General features: G+C 54.9%; 17 protein-coding genes. 3 read left to right on the top strand and 14 right to left on the bottom strand.

Going from position 1 to position 15,919, the window contains the following annotated elements:
* Positions 1-11: 11 nt before the first annotated feature.
* Together ispD and ftsB are read right to left on the bottom strand one after the other, a co-directional pair.
* A complete protein-coding gene (gene ispD, locus BJJ97_RS00485) occupies positions 12-725 on the bottom strand; it encodes a 2-C-methyl-D-erythritol 4-phosphate cytidylyltransferase (protein WP_095992756.1) in 714 nt (237 codons plus the stop codon).
* A gap of 3 nt (positions 726-728) precedes the next feature.
* Entirely contained in the window at positions 729-1,064 is a 336-nt protein-coding gene (gene ftsB, locus BJJ97_RS00490; RefSeq protein WP_095700427.1) for a cell division protein FtsB, read from the bottom strand.
* A gap of 331 nt (positions 1,065-1,395) precedes the next feature.
* Between ftsB and BJJ97_RS00495 the strand changes: the two genes are divergently transcribed.
* The 3 genes from BJJ97_RS00495 to BJJ97_RS00505 all read left to right on the top strand — a co-directional run bounded on the left by BJJ97_RS00495 (position 1,396) and on the right by BJJ97_RS00505 (position 3,787).
* A complete protein-coding gene (locus BJJ97_RS00495; RefSeq protein WP_095992757.1) occupies positions 1,396-2,181 on the top strand; it encodes a basic amino acid ABC transporter substrate-binding protein in 786 nt (261 codons plus the stop codon).
* 132 nt (positions 2,182-2,313) lie between these two features.
* Positions 2,314-3,078 (top strand): amino acid ABC transporter permease, encoded by a 765-nt coding sequence (locus tag BJJ97_RS00500; RefSeq protein WP_095700429.1) that lies wholly within the window; start codon positions 2,314-2,316, stop codon positions 3,076-3,078.
* On the top strand, positions 3,065-3,787 hold the full coding sequence (locus BJJ97_RS00505) for an amino acid ABC transporter ATP-binding protein (protein WP_095992758.1): 723 nt from the start codon (positions 3,065-3,067) through the stop codon (positions 3,785-3,787). Before BJJ97_RS00500 ends, BJJ97_RS00505 begins: the two co-directional genes overlap by 14 nt.
* Before the next feature lie 51 nt (positions 3,788-3,838).
* Here the strand turns inward: BJJ97_RS00505 and BJJ97_RS00510 are convergent, their stop codons facing one another.
* The 12 genes from BJJ97_RS00510 to BJJ97_RS00565 form a co-directional block, all read right to left on the bottom strand.
* Positions 3,839-4,174: a DUF3561 family protein gene (locus BJJ97_RS00510; protein WP_029368162.1), complete on the bottom strand. Its 336-nt coding sequence runs from the start codon at positions 4,172-4,174 to the stop codon at positions 3,839-3,841.
* 55 nt (positions 4,175-4,229) lie between these two features.
* A complete protein-coding gene (gene cysC, locus BJJ97_RS00515) occupies positions 4,230-4,910 on the bottom strand; it encodes an adenylyl-sulfate kinase (protein ID WP_225974926.1) in 681 nt (226 codons plus the stop codon).
* Positions 4,849-6,276 (bottom strand): sulfate adenylyltransferase subunit CysN, encoded by a 1,428-nt coding sequence (cysN, locus tag BJJ97_RS00520; RefSeq protein WP_167385212.1) that lies wholly within the window; start codon positions 6,274-6,276, stop codon positions 4,849-4,851. Before cysN ends, cysC begins: the two co-directional genes overlap by 62 nt.
* Before the next feature lie 74 nt (positions 6,277-6,350).
* Positions 6,351-7,259, bottom strand: coding sequence for a sulfate adenylyltransferase subunit CysD (cysD, locus tag BJJ97_RS00525; RefSeq protein WP_039484862.1), 909 nt, complete (start codon positions 7,257-7,259; stop codon positions 6,351-6,353).
* Between the two features lie 9 nt (positions 7,260-7,268).
* Positions 7,269-8,711: a siroheme synthase CysG gene (cysG, locus tag BJJ97_RS00530; protein ID WP_095700433.1), complete on the bottom strand. Its 1,443-nt coding sequence runs from the start codon at positions 8,709-8,711 to the stop codon at positions 7,269-7,271.
* A gap of 171 nt (positions 8,712-8,882) precedes the next feature.
* Positions 8,883-9,683, bottom strand: coding sequence for a glycerophosphodiester phosphodiesterase (locus BJJ97_RS00535; protein ID WP_095992760.1), 801 nt, complete (start codon positions 9,681-9,683; stop codon positions 8,883-8,885).
* 54 nt (positions 9,684-9,737) lie between these two features.
* Complete coding sequence (locus BJJ97_RS00540) at positions 9,738-10,613, bottom strand: ABC transporter permease (RefSeq protein WP_095992761.1); 876 nt, start codon at positions 10,611-10,613, stop codon at positions 9,738-9,740.
* Positions 10,610-11,551 (bottom strand): ABC transporter permease, encoded by a 942-nt coding sequence (locus BJJ97_RS00545; protein ID WP_095992762.1) that lies wholly within the window; start codon positions 11,549-11,551, stop codon positions 10,610-10,612. Before BJJ97_RS00545 ends, BJJ97_RS00540 begins: the two co-directional genes overlap by 4 nt.
* Positions 11,545-12,417, bottom strand: a complete 873-nt coding sequence (locus tag BJJ97_RS00550) for an ABC transporter ATP-binding protein (protein ID WP_095992763.1) — start codon at positions 12,415-12,417, stop codon at positions 11,545-11,547. The genes BJJ97_RS00545 and BJJ97_RS00550 overlap by 7 nt, the downstream gene beginning before the upstream one ends.
* Positions 12,414-13,286 (bottom strand): ABC transporter ATP-binding protein, encoded by an 873-nt coding sequence (locus tag BJJ97_RS00555; protein ID WP_095992764.1) that lies wholly within the window; start codon positions 13,284-13,286, stop codon positions 12,414-12,416. The genes BJJ97_RS00550 and BJJ97_RS00555 overlap by 4 nt, the downstream gene beginning before the upstream one ends.
* 10 nt (positions 13,287-13,296) lie before the next feature.
* Positions 13,297-14,859, bottom strand: coding sequence for an ABC transporter substrate-binding protein (locus BJJ97_RS00560; protein ID WP_095992765.1), 1,563 nt, complete (start codon positions 14,857-14,859; stop codon positions 13,297-13,299).
* 313 nt (positions 14,860-15,172) lie between these two features.
* A complete protein-coding gene (locus BJJ97_RS00565; protein WP_095992766.1) occupies positions 15,173-15,907 on the bottom strand; it encodes a phosphoadenylyl-sulfate reductase in 735 nt (244 codons plus the stop codon).
* Between the last annotated feature and the right edge of the window lie 12 nt (positions 15,908-15,919).

Genomic DNA, 15,919 nt, shown 5'->3' on the forward strand with positions numbered 1-15,919 from the left:
ATAAAATGAGGTTACTGCAAACTGGTTAAATAGAATTCGGCTAATGCCAAATCCTCTGGACGAGTGACTTTGATATTATCCGAACGTCCGCTGATAATTTGCGGGCGATAGCCACAATATTCCAACGCGGAGGCTTCATCTGTGACGGCAACGCCATCCTGAAGCGCCCGTTGCAGGCACTGTTTCAACAGCGCCGCGGGAAAAAGCTGCGGCGTCAGTGCATGCCACAAATCGTTACGTTCTACCGTGCGATCGATAAACCCGTCCGTGCCGCGCTTCATGGTATCACGAACCGGCGCAGCCAGAATTCCACCAACGTCACTCTGCTCGACAATCGCCAGCAGGCGCGTCAGATCGTCCTGATGCAGACACGGACGCGCCGCGTCATGCACTAACGCCCATGCGCTATCGGCAACGGCGGACAGCCCAGCCAGCACGGAATCCGCACGCTGCTGCCCGCCCGTCACGGCACAAATACGGGGATCGTTGGCAATCGCCAAGGTATGAAAAAATGCGTCATCAGGGCTGATAACGACGACGACACGCTGCACGCGTGAATGGCGTAAAAGCGCGTCGATAGTATGTTCAAGAATGGTTTTATGGCCGGTCGCATCATTGCCAATCGTCAGATACTGCTTAGGACGATCGTTTTGCATCCGGCTGCCGTTGCCCGCAGCGGGCAAAACGGCAACAATGTCAGGCGGGGAAAGGCGTGGTATCTGCATGCGTCAACGTTGTGTGTTGTTAGATGAATCGTTATTAGATGACGTCGTATTCGCGTTACGGTGGTTCGATTCTGGCACCAGACGATAGAAGCTTTCACCGGGTTTGATCATACTCAGTTCATTGCGTGCACGCTCTTCAATCGCTTCCTGCCCGCCATTGAGGTCATCAATTTCAGCAAACAGTTGTTCGTTACGGTCTTTTAATTTGGCATTGTTCCCCTGCTGGACAACAACATCATCCTTCACCCGAACATAATCGTGAATGCCATTCTTGCCCAGCCACAGTGAGTACTGAAGCCAGCCAAGCAATATCAATAATAACAGCGTAAGCTTTCCCATCCCGCCCCCTGAAAAACCGCCTAATCATCCCATAACTTTTGTTTCGACTCCACTGTGTCCGGCAGTGGGAGGCAATATTCACCCTGCCGCGTGCGCAAATGGAGATATTCCGGGCAGAAAAGCATGCCAAACGTGCTCTCAGGTCACACTCACCTCATCCATTCATCCCCTTGTACTTTCTGTTCATCAGCAGACGTAAGCGCATAGCATCCGTCTGGCTAAAACCGTCCATAGGAAAAACGTCAGTTGAACCATTAATGCTATCTGTGTATTTTTATGCATACAAAGTGCATAAAAAAAGAAAGTTTTACATTTAAACCAGGAGAAAACCATGTTCAAAAAACTGTTATTCGTTGGTGCGCTCTTCACTACCGCACTATCCACTACCGTACTCCCCACCAGCGCCTTCGCCGCGGAACCCACTTATGTTGTTGGCTCTGGCGGAACCTATCGCCCTTTTGAGTTTGAAAATGCGAAGAAAGAGCTGGAAGGCTTTGATATTGATATTATTAAAGCGATCGCCAAGGCGGAGAATTTTAATATCAAGCTGATCAATACGCCGTGGGAAGGGATCTTCGCGACCCTTAACTCCGGCGACCGCGACATTATCATTTCCGGTATCACAATTACCGACAAACGTAAGCAAATGGTCGATTTCTCCGCACCGTATTTCCCAGCAGAGCAGTCCATTGTGGTGCCTAAAGGCTCGACGATCGACTCGATTGCTGCGCTGAAAGATCACAAAGTCGGTGTCGTGAACTCCAGTACCGCCGATATCGTGGTCTCCGATGTATTAGGCAAAAACAGTACATCGATTAAGCGCTTTGATAACACCCCGTTAATGTTACAAGAGCTGTATGAAGATGGTGTGGGCGCCGCGGTTGGCGACGTGGGCGTAGTGAAGTTTTACATTAAGACTCACCCTGAAAAACAGTTCAATCTGGTTTCCGACGCCAAATTCGAACGCCAGTATTTCGGGATCGCCGTCGCGAAAGGCAACGATCAGCTGCGTGAGAAGATTAACGCAGGGCTGAAAAAAATCGTTGCTGATGGCACCTACGCCAAGATCTATCAAACCTGGTTTGATAACAACGTTCCGACCTTACCCGCAGAATAACGCCTGCAACACACTGCGCACCTCTCCAGGTCTCCATCGCCTCAGCGAGAGGTCGCATCAACCGGACAGCTAGCCTGTCCGGTTTAATTTAGAATAATCATTACGTTAGCCTATTCAAAAAAGGAAACGATCTTGACGGGATTTCGTTGGGAGATCATTCAGGAATATGCCCCGCTGTTTATGGAAGGCACCTGGATGACCATCAAATGCACCATTATTTGTGTCATTCTTGGCACCTGCTGGGGATTAACGCTCGGATTAGGCCGCTTAGCGCAGGCACCGCACGGGCCGTGGAAATATATCCTGCACTACGGTGTTCAATGGCCGGTACGCATCTACATCAGCGCCTTCCGCGGCACGCCGCTGTTTGTACAAATCATGGTGGTGCACTTCGCGCTAGTGCCGCTGTTCATCAATCCGCGTGACGGGCTGCTGGTGACCAGCAATATTATGTCGGCCGATCTTGCCCGTACGCTGCGCTCAGATTACGGCGCGTTCCTCTCTTGCATCGTGGCAATTACGCTGAATGCGGGTGCCTATGTCTCCGAGATATTCCGTGCCGGTATTCAGTCGATCGATCGCGGCCAGATGGAAGCGTCACGCTCTCTCGGAATGAGCTATGGCCGTACGATGCGGAAAGTCATTCTGCCGCAGGCTTTTCGCCGCATGCTGCCACCGCTGGGCAACAACGCCATCGCGATTGTGAAGGATTCATCGTTGGCTTCAGCAATCGGATTGGCGGATCTCGCCTATGCCGCTCGTACGGTGTCAGGGGCTTACGCCACGTACTGGGAACCCTACCTGGCGATCTCTATCGTTTATTGGGTTATTACTTTCCTGCTTTCGCTGCTGGTGCGGCACATGGAAATGAGGTTTGGCAAAAGTGATTCACGTTAAAAACCTGCAAAAACAGTTTGGTGATACGCATGTCCTGCGCGGTATTTCCTGCGACATCGCGCCTCAGGAAGTGCTCTGCCTGATTGGCCCATCCGGTTCAGGAAAGAGTACCTTTCTGCGCTGCATCAACGCACTGGAGACGCTGTCGGCAGGCGAGATTACGGTCAACGGTTTTGCCATTCACGATCAGAAAACCAACATCAATCGCGTGCGCGAAAGCGTGGGGATGGTGTTCCAGCGCTTTAATCTATTTCCGCACATGACGGTGTTGGAAAACATAATTATGGCGCCGATGGATGTGAAAAAATTGTCGCGTGCGCAGGCCGTTGAACGGGCGAAAGCGTTGCTCAGCAAGGTCGGCCTGCTGGATAAAATCGATGCCTGGCCGAATAGCCTGTCCGGTGGACAGCAGCAGCGTGTCGCGATTGCCCGCGCGTTAGCGATGGAACCCGCGATCATGCTATTCGATGAACCGACATCCGCGCTGGACCCGGAGCTGGTTGGCGAAGTGTTAGCGGTTATGAAAACGCTGGCGAATGAAGGCATGACGATGGTCATCGTGACCCATGAAATGGCATTTGCCAGAGAAGTGGCCGATAGAGTGATCTTTATCGATCAGGGGATTATTCAGGAACAGGGGACGCCAGAAGCGATCTTTACTCATCCGAGTAACCCGCGTACGCAGGCTTTCCTAAGTAAGATACTGTAAAACGGTAAACCACAGGCTGTCAGCGTCTTCCACGCTGGCAGCCTTTTTCTTTTACCACCCCGTCAGAAACGAAAATACCAGCCAAAACAGGCAGACCACCGTCAGCCCTGTCGCAAAAAGCGTATAAAAAAGATAGCCTCTCAACAGAAAGCTAAACCCGACGCCAACCAGCACTGAAAACGGCATCAGCGCCAGAAAAAACGGCCAGGTGTAGAGCATGAAGAAAAACGTGGTATTAGAGCCGTATACCAGAAAAGGGATAGTAAAGGCCAACCAATAAAAGGAGAACCCCGTTACCGCCCCCATAAACAGGTAGGAAACGCCGTCATCTTCTTCTTGTTGCGCTGGCCGAGTCTTGCTAATCGTTAACTGCGTGGCATTTTGCATAATCTTTCCCATTCGTCCCCTCATCACCCACAAGCGCGGTGAAAAAAGCGGGATATCAGAGCTTGATAATAGCTCTCTTGCCCAGCAGATCTAACAATTGGTCTGTCAAATTTGTTACTAATTGTTCGCCATCCAGATGACTATCCGGCGCTTCCGGCGCTTCATACGCCGAGTCGATTCCGGTGAAATTACGCAGCTCTCCGGCACGGGCTTTTTTATACAACCCCTTAGGATCACGTGCTTCACAGGTCGCTAACGGCGTATCCACGAAGACTTCGATGAACTGCCCTTCGCCCAGTAAATCCTGCACCATTTTACGCTCGGCGCGGTGCGGCGAGATAAACGCAGTCAGGACTACCAGACCCGCATCCACCATCAGTTTGGCAACTTCCCCCACGCGACGGATGTTTTCGCGCCGATCGTCGTCGGTGAAGCCTAAATCGCGGCACAACCCGTGCCGCACGTTGTCGCCATCCAGCAGGTAGGTGCTGACACCACGCTGATGTAGCGCCTGTTCCAGCGCCCCCGCCAGCGTGGATTTACCGGATCCAGACAACCCGGTAAACCAGATAACGACGCCCTGATGACCATGCAACTCCTCGCGCGACTCTCGGGTGACATCGTGCGCATGCCAGACGACGTTATCGTCAGTCGGTTCATCGCGTAAAGACACGTTATTTGCCTCCCAGCAGATCGCGCGCACCCCAATGTGGGAAGTGGCGACGTACCAGCGCATTCAGTTCCAGCTCAAACGCGCTGTGTGCACCCGGTTCCTGATACACCTGTTCGATAGGTTCCCGCACCAGCCCAGCACCGACCGTGACGTTGCTCAGACGGTCGATAAAGATCATCCCGCCCGTCACCGCATTGTGCTGATAGTTGTCCAACACCAGCGGCTCATCAAAAACCAGCTCAACCGAACCGATACCATTCAGCGGCAGGTTCTCCGCTACGCGTTGCGTCAGCGTATTGATCTCAACCTGATACTGAATATTCTCGACCCGAGCGCGCGTTTTCTTACCGCCAATCTTGATGTCGTAGCTTTGTCCCGGTACCAGCGGCTGCTCCGCCATCCAGACAACATCCACCAGCGCATGCTGCACCGCTTTTAGCGATTCGCTACTGTCGACCAGCAGGTCACCGCGGCTGATATCTACCTCATCCGCCAGCACTAGCGTAATAGCTTCACCCGCCTGCGCCTGCGGTAAATCGCCGTCAAAGGTCACAATACGGCTGACGGTGGATTCTACGCCGGACGGCAGCACTTTAACCCGTTGCCCAACGCGGATGATGCCGGATGCCAGCGTTCCCGCGTAGCCACGGAAATCCAGATTCGGGCGGTTCACATATTGCACCGGGAAGCGCATCGGCTGTTCCAGCGTACGCTGTGCCACATTGACCGTTTCCAGCACGTCCAGCAGCGTCGGTCCGGTATACCAACCCATCGTCGTACTTGGCGTTGCGACATTGTCGCCATCCAGCGCGGAAATCGGCACAAAGGTGATATTCAGGTCGGCAGGCAGTTGCTGAGCAAAATCCAGATAATCCTGCTTAAACTGCTCAAACACCGTTTGCTGATAATCCACTAAGTCCATTTTGTTCACCGCCACCACTAGATCGCGAATCCCCAGCAGGGTCGCAATAAAGCTGTGACGACGAGTTTGATCCAAGACGCCTTTGCGAGCGTCAATCAGCAGGATCGCCAGCTCACAGGTTGATGCGCCGGTCGCCATGTTACGGGTGTACTGCTCGTGTCCCGGCGTATCAGCGATGATGAATTTGCGTTTTTCCGTGGAAAAATAGCGGTAGGCCACGTCAATCGTGATGCCCTGTTCACGCTCGGCCTGAAGCCCATCGACCAGCAGTGCCAGATCCAGTTTTTCGCCCTGCGTGCCCAGACGCTTGCTGTCATTGTGCAACGTACTGAGCTGATCTTCATAAATCTGGCGCGTATCGTGCAGTAAACGGCCAATCAGCGTACTTTTTCCATCGTCGACGCTACCGCAGGTCAGGAAACGCAGCAGCGTTTTATCCTGCTGCGCGTGTAAATACGCTTCCACACCGCCCTGCTCGGCGATCTGCTGTGCAATCGCATTATTGATAACGACTGCATCTTTCTCAGCCGCATTGTCTGCCGCTGTGTCTTTTAAAGAAATTTGGCTCATTCGACGATTCCTCAGAAATACCCTTGACGCTTTTTCAGCTCCATTGAACCGGCCTGATCGCGGTCAATTACCCTTCCCTGACGCTCACTGGTGGTGGAAACCAGCATCTCTTCGATGATTTCCGGCAGCGTCTGCGCATGCGATGCCACCGCGCCCGTCAGCGGCCAGCAGCCCAGCGTGCGGAAGCGCACCATGCGTTGTTCGATCACTTCACCAGGTTGCAGATCGATACGATCGTCATCCACCATCAGCAGCATACCGTCGCGCTCCACCACTGGACGCGGCGCGGCCAGATACAGCGGAACAATATCGATATTTTCCAGATAGATGTATTGCCAGATATCCAGTTCGGTCCAGTTGGAGAGCGGGAAAACACGGATGCTCTCACCTTTGTTAATCTGGCCGTTGTAGTTATGCCACAGCTCCGGACGCTGGTTCTTCGGATCCCAGCGGTGGAAACGGTCGCGGAAGGAGTAAATACGCTCTTTGGCACGCGATTTCTCTTCATCGCGGCGCGCCCCGCCAAACGCGGCATCAAAACCGTATTTATCCAGCGCCTGCTTCAGCCCTTCCGTTTTCATGATGTCGGTGTGTTTGGCGCTGCCGTGCACAAAGGGGTTAATCCCCAGCGCTTCACCCTGCGGGTTGCGGTGCACCAGCAGTTCACAGCCGTAGGCCTTTGCCGTCTTGTCGCGGAATTCGTACATTTCACGAAATTTCCAGCCAGTATCAACGTGCAGCAGCGGGAAAGGCAGCGATCCCGGATAGAACGCCTTGCGCGCCAGATGCAGCATCACCGAAGAGTCTTTGCCGATGGAATACATCATCACCGGGTTACTGAACTCGGCCGCCACTTCGCGGATGATGTGAATGCTTTCGGCTTCAAGCTGCCGTAAATGCGTGAGTCGTTTCTCGTCCATACCCTTTCCTTAAGCCAAGTTTACTACCGCTGGGCGGCTGTCTTGCGGCACCGTCGGCGTTGTCTGACCAAACCAGGCAATCTGATGGTGCAGATCCACCACCTCGCCAATCACCAGTAGTGCTGGTGTCGGCGCTTGCCGTGCCAAATGTTCTAACTGTTGCAGCGTGCCAATTTGCACCTGCTGATCGTGTCGGGTGCCGCGACTGATCACGGCAACGGGCGTCTGCGATGAACGACCATGCGCGATCAGCTGCTGCGAAATCTCGGCGGCCTTCATCGTTCCCATGTAAATCGCCAGCGTCTGACGGCCACGCGCCAGTGTTGACCAGTCCAACTCGTCGCCATCCGGGCGACAATGTCCGGTAATAAAAAGTACGCTCTGCGCGTAGTCACGGTGCGTCAACGGAATCCCCGCATACGCCGTGACGCCTGCCGCAGCCGTCACGCCGGGCACCACCTGAAACGTGATGCCGGCCTGCGCCACCGCTTGCAGCTCTTCGCCGCCGCGGCCAAAAATGAAGGGATCGCCGCCTTTCAGGCGCACTACCCGTTTTCCTTCCTGCGCCAGCTTGACCAGTAGCTGATTAATCTCATCCTGTGGCAACGAATGCGCGCTGGCGCGTTTCCCCACGCAGATGCGTTCAGCATCGCGGCGCACCAGATCCAACACGTCGGCGCTGACCAAATGGTCATATAGCACCACGTCCGCCTGCTGCATCACCTGCAATCCGCGCAGCGTCAGCAGTCCGGCATCACCGGGGCCTGCGCCAACCAGTGCGACTTCACCGCGTGCGGCCGCTGGCTGCTGCTGTTCCTCTTGCTGAAGCGCCAACTGCTGTTGCAGTTCGTCTTCGGCCTGCGCCAGTTGCCCAGCGGACACCAGCGACGCAAAGCGTCCGACAAACAGCCGTTCCCAAAAGCGACGGCGTGCCGGCATCGAATGCAGTCGGGTTTTAATTCTGTCGCGCCAGCTTCCGGCGATGTCCGCCATCGTGCCCAAACTGGCGGGCAGTAAGGATTCCAGCTTTTCACGCAGCAGACGCGCCAGCACCGGCGCTTGTCCACCCGAGGAAATAGCCACCACCAGCGGAGAGCGATCGACAATCGAGGGGAAAATAAACGAGCACTTTGGCTGATCGTCCACCACGTTCACCAGCAAATGACGCTGATTCGCGGCCTCAAATACCGCGGCATTCAGCTCGGCGTCATCCGTAGCGGCAATCACCAGAAACACGCCGGATAACAGTTCCGGTGTAAAAGAGTGTGCCAGCCACTCAACCTGCCCGGCCTGATGCTGCGCCGCCAACGGTTCCGCCAGCGCCTGCGCGACAATTTTTACCTCCGCACCCGCGCGTTGCAGCAGATCGATTTTGCGCGTAGCAACCTCGCCGCCGCCAACAACCAGTACTGGGCGCTGACGAAGATCGGCAAATAAAGGGAGATAGTTCACAGTCGCCTTAACTAAGCAAAAAAATAGATAATGCGACTATACGGTGAGGACAGAACACTTATGAAATGCCGAATTGGAATGACAAGTTCCGTAATGGAATAACAACACGTTTACAACCGCCAGCAGGACGCCTGACGCAATCGGGCATCCATTTGATTGCGCCATCGGCGTTCAGCTACAGGCTTGATTCTTGATCCTGACCACTTGTGCAACATCGTCACCGAGCAGTTGATCCAACTGGCCTTCACGAATCCACTGCACGATCTGGACTTCGATATCCACCGCGTGGTCCTGAAGATCTTGATGGTATGAGCCGGGCAAATAGAGGAAGGCCGCAAATCCCTCATCATGCAGCTGGCGCGCTTCTCCACGGGCAAAGCGGTCGATCTCAATGCTCATCGCATCAAGATTGGCCTGACGGGCAAGCGCCGCTGGGTCAATCAAACGCGAGTGCATCAGGCCAACGGTTGGCACGTCAGGTATCGCCGCTTTTACCGCTCTCAGTTGAACATAGTCAAACGAAGCGAATTGCAGCAGATCGGCACAATCCAGTTCATCGATGAGCTTCCTCAGCTTCGGGAAGAGTATCTCATTGCAATCATACACTTTGAATTCAAGCTGATAGATGATGCCGAGCTGGCGGGCAAACAGTAGGGCATCCCTGAGCAGCGGGATGCGTTCCCCTGCGAATTCCTGACTGAACCACTGCCCAGCATCAAGTTTGGCAAGCTCAGAATAGGTCATGCCTTGCACGAGGCCTCGCCCGTTGGTGGTGCGGTTAACCGTCTCGTCGTGAATCAGGACTAATTCACCATCACGCGTGATTCTTAGATCGGTTTCGCAGGTAACGCCGAAACCCGCATGTTCAAACGCCTTGTTAAACGCAGCAAGGGTGTTTTCTGGTGCGCCAGCACTGTGGCCTCGATGACCTCCAAGGCGTATTGTCGCAGGCGTCATTCGTAGTGGATTCATTGTCATTCTCCTCGTTTTATTGCGTTTAACCTTATTGCGTTTAACCAAGGTTCCTCATTTCAGTGTCGGATCGGAAAGATCACGTAACCGATCGCCAATGAGGCTGATAGTGAGCGACAGTATGAAGATGACCATGCCCGGCACGATGGATATCCACCATGCGGTCATGATGTAGTCGCGCCCCGCCCCCACCAACGATCCCAGACTGACCTGTGGCGGTTGCACTCCGAGGCCAAGGAAGCTCAGCGACGACTCCAAAATGAGGATTTCAGGCATCACCACCGTGAAGGTGACCAGCACGACGGCAAAGATATTGGGAAAAACGTGGACGATCGCGATACGAAAGCCACCCGCACCATTGCGAAACAAGGCGGCGATATACGGCTTCTCCAGTTCAAGACTGGCCATCGTGCGCGTCAGGCGAGCAAAACGCTCCCAGCCAAACAGCCCCAGCAGGCAGATGAAAAGCGTGAGGCTGTTTCCGAGAAAAGCCAGCACCGTGAGCGTAATGATGATAAACGGCATCGATGCCTGAAAATCAATCGCCACCCGAATGATGGCATCCGCTAAACCGCGACGGAAGCTTGCGATCAGGCCAAGCGACGTCCCGATGATCAGGCTGATGATCGATGCGCCAAGGGAGATAAAGAGACTCATACGCAGCGCATAGAAGACGCGGCTTAAGATGTCGCGTCCCATCTCGTCGGTGCCAAGCCAGTGCCGAGAGCCGGTTCCAAGGTGGAACGGCGGCATATTTCGCGCTCTCAGATCTATCTGCGCAAAGCCATAGGGCGAAAGCGTGTCAGCAAAGACAGCGAGCACAACGGCCATCACAATGATCCCAATACACACGAGCAACAGCGGATTAGCGTGGGGAAACCGGGCAAATAAGCCAGAAGGCATCTTTGACGCAGAGGGCGTATCTGTCATGACACACGCCCCCGAGACCGCTGTGAGTGGCGCAGGCGGGGATCGATCATCACATGCAGGAAATCAACGAACAGGTTGGCACTGACCATCGCTACCGTGATGAGAATGACAATCGCCTGAACCACCGCCACATCGCGGGCAGCAACAGAATTGATGAGCAGCAGGCCCACGCCGGGCCAGGCGAATACCGCTTCAATCACGGCGGAGCCGCCAATCATTCCGCCGAGCAAGAACCCGAACAGTGTCAGCAAAGGCAGTGCCGCGTTCGGCATCACGTGCCTGACGATCAGCCCCCACTCGGAGACACGCTTCGCCCGAGCGGCAAGGATATAACGCTGCCCGATGACTTCAAGCACGCTTGAGCGAACGAATCTCGCGATAACACCGGCATTGTAAAGCCCGATAGCCAAGGCAGGCATTACCATGTGGGCAAGCGTCGCGCCTCCCCCCGATGGCAGGATCCGCAACTGTACGGCGAAAAGCTGGATCAGGAGAATGCCGGTCAGGAAAGTGGGAATTGAATGCGTCAGCACGGCGAGGCCGATTACTGCGCGGTCAATCACCCCACCGCGATAGTGCGCCGCGACGACACCCAGCGGAATCCCCACCGCAAGCGCCAGTACAAGCGAAGCCGCCATCAGCCGCAGCGTTGCGGGGATCTTTTCCATGATCATGGCAAGCGCATCCTGACCGCTTCGCAGCGATGTACCAAAATCCCCCGTCACTATGCGCCCGAGATAGGTGAAATACTGTTCGCTCACAGGGCGATCCAACCCCCACTGCTGGCGGAGTATGTCAATAACCTGCGGCGGCGTTTCGACACCCAGGAGCGACGTCATCGGGTCACCGCTGATGCGCAGCATGACGAAAGTAAAGGTGACAGCAAGGAACACCGTCACTACTGCACGCAGCGCTGAGCCAAACAGGGTGTTCAGCATGCCGCTCTCTCCGCCAAAATGGGGCGGCGGTGCGCAGCATCCGCAGCAATCGGCCGACGCCTTCCTTTCGGCACGGCAGCCAGCAGTTTTACGGTGTAAGGATGGGAAGGCTCGGCAAACACACTTGACGTTGGTCCGCTCTCCACCACGCCGCCGTCCTGCATCACGGCGACCCGATGCGACACGTGGCGTACAACACGCACATCGTGACTGATCAACAGGATCGAAAGACCGCGCTTCTCTTGAAGATCGAGCAAGAGATTGAGCACCTGTGCCTGAACCGACACATCCAGCGCCGAGACAGGTTCATCGCACAGCAGAACCTTTGGCTCAGCGACCAGCGCCCGAGCGATAGCGGCGCGTTGCCGCTGCCCGCCTGACATCTGATGCGGATAGCGATCCAGCATGGTGATGGGGAGAGCGACAGCGCTAAGTGCTTCCTTAGCCCTATCGCGCCACTCATTCTTGTACCCGATAGCGTGGATCAAGAGCACTTCCGCAATCTGCCGACCAATGGTGTGGCGTGGATCAAAGGCACCGAGCGTATCCTGCGCCACGACCTGAAGCACACGCGCCAAACGCCGACGGTTCGGTTTGAGATAGTGGGAAAATGGCTCGCCAAAGAGTGACAATGTTCCGCTATCAGGCTGGCGATCACCGCAAAGTAGCGCGGCAAGGGTCGATTTCCCAGACCCGGATTCACCAACCAGACCGAGCGTTTCACCTTGCTCAAGCGATAAAGACACGCCGCGTACCGCCTGCTTGCCAGCCCGACGGTTTGTCAGCAGCGAAAATCCAGCGTGATAGGTGAAATCCAGATCGCGGGCGTCGAGAATGGGCATTCTGTCCATCGCGTTCACACTCATGACACGCTCCCCACAGAGAGTAATGAGGTCGCCGTATCACGCTGCCAATGTTGGGGGATCTCCACCAATCGGCTTAAAGGCTCACCGCTTCCCGGCATCGCGTCCAGCAGCAGTTGAGCGTAGGGATGGCTCGATCGCTCGTAGATATTTTCAGTCGTATCGATCTCCACGATCTCGCCGCCGTAAATAATGGCAATCCGATCGCAGACCTCCGCGACCAGGTCGAGATCGTGGCTGATGAAGATCATGGCAATGCCGCGGCGACGCACCAGCGAGACAAGCAGCGACACGACCTGCTGCTGGACGGTCACATCCAGCGCCGTCGTCGGTTCGTCTGCGATGACGAGCTGCGGCTCCAGAGCAAGTGCCATCGCGATCATCACACGCTGGCACATACCGCCAGAAAATTGCGAAGGATAGTCATGGTAGCGCTTCTCTGGCTGGTCGATAGCGACGTCTTTCAGCATCTGTAGCGCAATCTCGCGGGATTCCGCCACTGAATGCCCGGCACTTCGCGCAGCCTCAGCGATTTGTTCGCCAACGGTACGTACCGGATTAAGGCAGGATATCGGTTCCTGAAAGATCATGCCGATCGGCGGGAGCTTTTTCGCCACTAGCGCATTATGCAGTTCGGAAGCGGCGAACGTTTGGCTGCCAATCGTAACCGAACCAGAAACAAGCGCAGTCGCGGGCAAAAGACCAGCTACCGCGAGGCATGAAAGCGATTTTCCAGATCCGCTCTCACCCACAATCCCCAGAATTTCACCTTCACCGACCTCAAAGGATATCGACTTCACCGATATGGTTCTGGCCTTCCCCGCGAGAAAGGCAATACTCAGATTTTGAACGGAAAGAATGGATTCAGTCATGATGACACCCTCACTTGGCAGCATTAACAAAGGAGAGGTTTTGTGGTCCAAGGTCCATCGCGAAAACCGGCTTCGGCTTCCACTTCACCTTGTTGGAAACCCCGTAGAAGACGGCGTTCTGGTAAAGCACAGTGATCCCCGGATCCTTCCATTCAATAATGTCCAACATCTCGGAGAAGATCCTGGCGCGATCCGCTGGGGCAACCGTCGGTTCAAGCTTGGCGCCGAGCTGGTCAAATTCATCATTAACCCAGATTTTCTGCGTGCCCAGCGCTGCGGTCTTTGCGAACCCCATCGCATAGACGGAAACGTAAGGATCGGGAATCGCGGCGGTGCTGGACCAGTTACCCACCGCCCGACTTGAGGTATTTTCAAACAGCTTGCCGGACTCAACAAACTCCATCCGGGCGTTGACGCCCACCGCCTGCCACATCGCCACCACGCCTTCACTCACCGAGTTTTCCGCCGTGTAGTAATTGTTTTGTGAGCGGAGCGCGATCGGTTCACCGTGATAGCCCGCTTCCTTCAAGAGCTGCCGCGCTTTGTCAGGGTTATATTCGTATTTTGGGCGATCCTTCATGTAGATAGGGCCGAAAACTTTGAACTGCTCGCCATTCGGCACCACGGTTCGTCCGTTCCAGATAGAATCGACGATCGCCTGACGGTCAATTGCAAGGATAAGCGCCTGACGAACACGCGGATCCTTGAGTGCGGGGTTATATTTGTCGAAGAACAGGATACGGTTGTTCGGAACAGGGCCGCCGACAATCTTCGCGTTACCCGACTGGTTCACCATCTCAAGCTGATCCGGCGGCAGATCGGTGGCAATGTCATAATCCCCCGCGATAAGGCCAGCGATACGCGATGAGACTTCCGGCACCATTCTGAAGATGACACGCTTCGCATTCGGCTTGCCACCAAAATACCGATCGTGCGCCACCAGCGTCACATGGTCATTGGCTACCGACTCCAGAACCTTATAGGGACCCGCGCCGACCGGCTTCTGCTTCCACTTAGCCCAGTCACCGCCCATCTTCACCCAGGCATCTTTGCTGATCACCACCGCGGCATAGCTTGCCAGTCGCTGTAACAAGATCGGATCTTTGAACTTCGTGACGAAACGGACGGTGTTTAGATCCACCACCTCGACATGATCAAGGCTGCTAAAATTTGTCAGATAGGCGGGATAACCGGGCGCTTTCGGATCGGTCAAACGCTCCGGTCCGAACGAAAAGGCGACGTCCTCCGCCGTCATTTCGCGACCATCATGAAAAATGACGCCCTTGCGAAGCGTCACTTCGAGCGTTTTATCGTCGATCCATTTCCACGCCGTCGCAAGGTTCGGCTGTACCGAGAAATCGCCATCAATATCGAGCTTGAGTAAGGTTTCGTGGATCGACGGATTGTTGCGGAAAGCGACATTGGACGCAGCATCAACCGGTTCCTGTGTCTCTGGGTTTTTCTGAACCGCGATCCGTAACTCAGGACGCGTGTCCTCCTGAGCAAGCGCGATGCCACCAGAGAGGAAAACAGCAAACAGCACCACGGCACCGATAAAGCTCGTTCTCTTCATGTCAGCACTCCCTCAGTCAGCGGGTTCGCCAAGTCGCGTCCGCTACTGAACACGCTCGAATTTGTTTAAATAACGATCAAATGTTGACCAAATCCTATCTTTGCAAGATGACGGTGTTATGACGACAATTCGCTTATTGCGACAGGACAGAGGGGAGGTAAAAAGCAGAAGATGGCGCTACAAAGTGGCTGGCGGCCTGTCTGAAGTAAACATCACAAGTAAAACATCGCGTTCGCACTCTGTGGCCGAAAATAAAAAAACCCATGCAGAACATGGGGTTTGTGATCGGTCTAAAGCACGTTGTTGGGGCGTTTTACCCTTCGTGCAGTCCGCATTCGCGTTTCAGGCCGAAGAAACGGGTTTCTTCTTCGGCCATACCCGGTTCCCATTTGCGGGTGGTGTGCGTATCGCCGACTGACAGATAGCCCTGCTCCCACAGCGGGTGGTAGCTCAGGCCGTTTTCTTTCAGATAGTGGTACACCGTCCGGTTGTCCCAGTCGATAATCGGCAGGAATTTGAAGACGCCGCGCTGAATCGCCAGCACCGGTAATTCACCCCGGCTACCGGACTGCTCACGACGCAGGCCAGCAAACCATGTTTTCGCCTTTAACTCGCTCAGCGCCCGATTCATCGGCTCGACTTTATTCAGCAGGTTGTAGCGCTCAATGCCTTCCACACCCTGCTCCCACAGCTTGCCGTAGCGCGCCTCTTGCCAGGCCGAGGATTCAGCAGCGCGATACACTTGCAGATTCAGCGTCAACTGTTCCGTCAGTGCGTCAATAAACTGATAGGTTTCAGGAAACAGATAGCCCGTATCCGTGAGGATAACTGGAATATCCGGGCGCTGTTGCGTCACCAGATGCAGCGATACCGCCGCCTGAATGCCGAAGCTGGACGACAACACATAGTCGCCCGGCAGATTCTCCAGCGCCCAGCTCACTCTTTCCTGCGCAGACAGCGATTCAAGCTTGCTGTTCACCGCTGCCAACTCTGCCGCCTGTTCCGCTTTCGGTAACGCGTTGAGCGCCTCAAGATTAAATTCGGCCATCAGACTCTCCTG

The organism is Pectobacterium polaris (assembly GCF_002307355.1).
Lineage (GTDB): Bacteria > Pseudomonadota > Gammaproteobacteria > Enterobacterales > Enterobacteriaceae > Pectobacterium > Pectobacterium polare.

What these genes read in the sequence shown, in the direction of transcription:
- ispD (WP_095992756.1), bottom strand. Translation starts at nt 725, where the DNA reads ATGCAGATACCACGCCTTTCCCCGCCTGACATTGTTGCCGTTTTGCCC.
- ftsB (WP_095700427.1), bottom strand. Translation starts at nt 1,064, where the DNA reads ATGGGAAAGCTTACGCTGTTATTATTGATATTGCTTGGCTGGCTTCAG.
- BJJ97_RS00495 (WP_095992757.1), top strand. Translation starts at nt 1,396, where the DNA reads ATGTTCAAAAAACTGTTATTCGTTGGTGCGCTCTTCACTACCGCACTA.
- BJJ97_RS00510 (WP_029368162.1), bottom strand. Translation starts at nt 4,174, where the DNA reads ATGCAAAATGCCACGCAGTTAACGATTAGCAAGACTCGGCCAGCGCAA.
- cysC (WP_225974926.1), bottom strand. Translation starts at nt 4,910, where the DNA reads ATGCGCTGGTACGTCGCCACTTCCCACATTGGGGTGCGCGCGATCTGC.
- cysD (WP_039484862.1), bottom strand. Translation starts at nt 7,259, where the DNA reads ATGGACGAGAAACGACTCACGCATTTACGGCAGCTTGAAGCCGAAAGC.
- BJJ97_RS00535 (WP_095992760.1), bottom strand. Translation starts at nt 9,683, where the DNA reads ATGAATCCACTACGAATGACGCCTGCGACAATACGCCTTGGAGGTCAT.
- BJJ97_RS00540 (WP_095992761.1), bottom strand. Translation starts at nt 10,613, where the DNA reads ATGACAGATACGCCCTCTGCGTCAAAGATGCCTTCTGGCTTATTTGCC.
- BJJ97_RS00545 (WP_095992762.1), bottom strand. Translation starts at nt 11,551, where the DNA reads ATGCTGAACACCCTGTTTGGCTCAGCGCTGCGTGCAGTAGTGACGGTG.
- BJJ97_RS00550 (WP_095992763.1), bottom strand. Translation starts at nt 12,417, where the DNA reads ATGAGTGTGAACGCGATGGACAGAATGCCCATTCTCGACGCCCGCGAT.
- BJJ97_RS00555 (WP_095992764.1), bottom strand. Translation starts at nt 13,286, where the DNA reads ATGACTGAATCCATTCTTTCCGTTCAAAATCTGAGTATTGCCTTTCTC.
- BJJ97_RS00560 (WP_095992765.1), bottom strand. Translation starts at nt 14,859, where the DNA reads ATGAAGAGAACGAGCTTTATCGGTGCCGTGGTGCTGTTTGCTGTTTTC.
- BJJ97_RS00565 (WP_095992766.1), bottom strand. Translation starts at nt 15,907, where the DNA reads ATGGCCGAATTTAATCTTGAGGCGCTCAACGCGTTACCGAAAGCGGAA.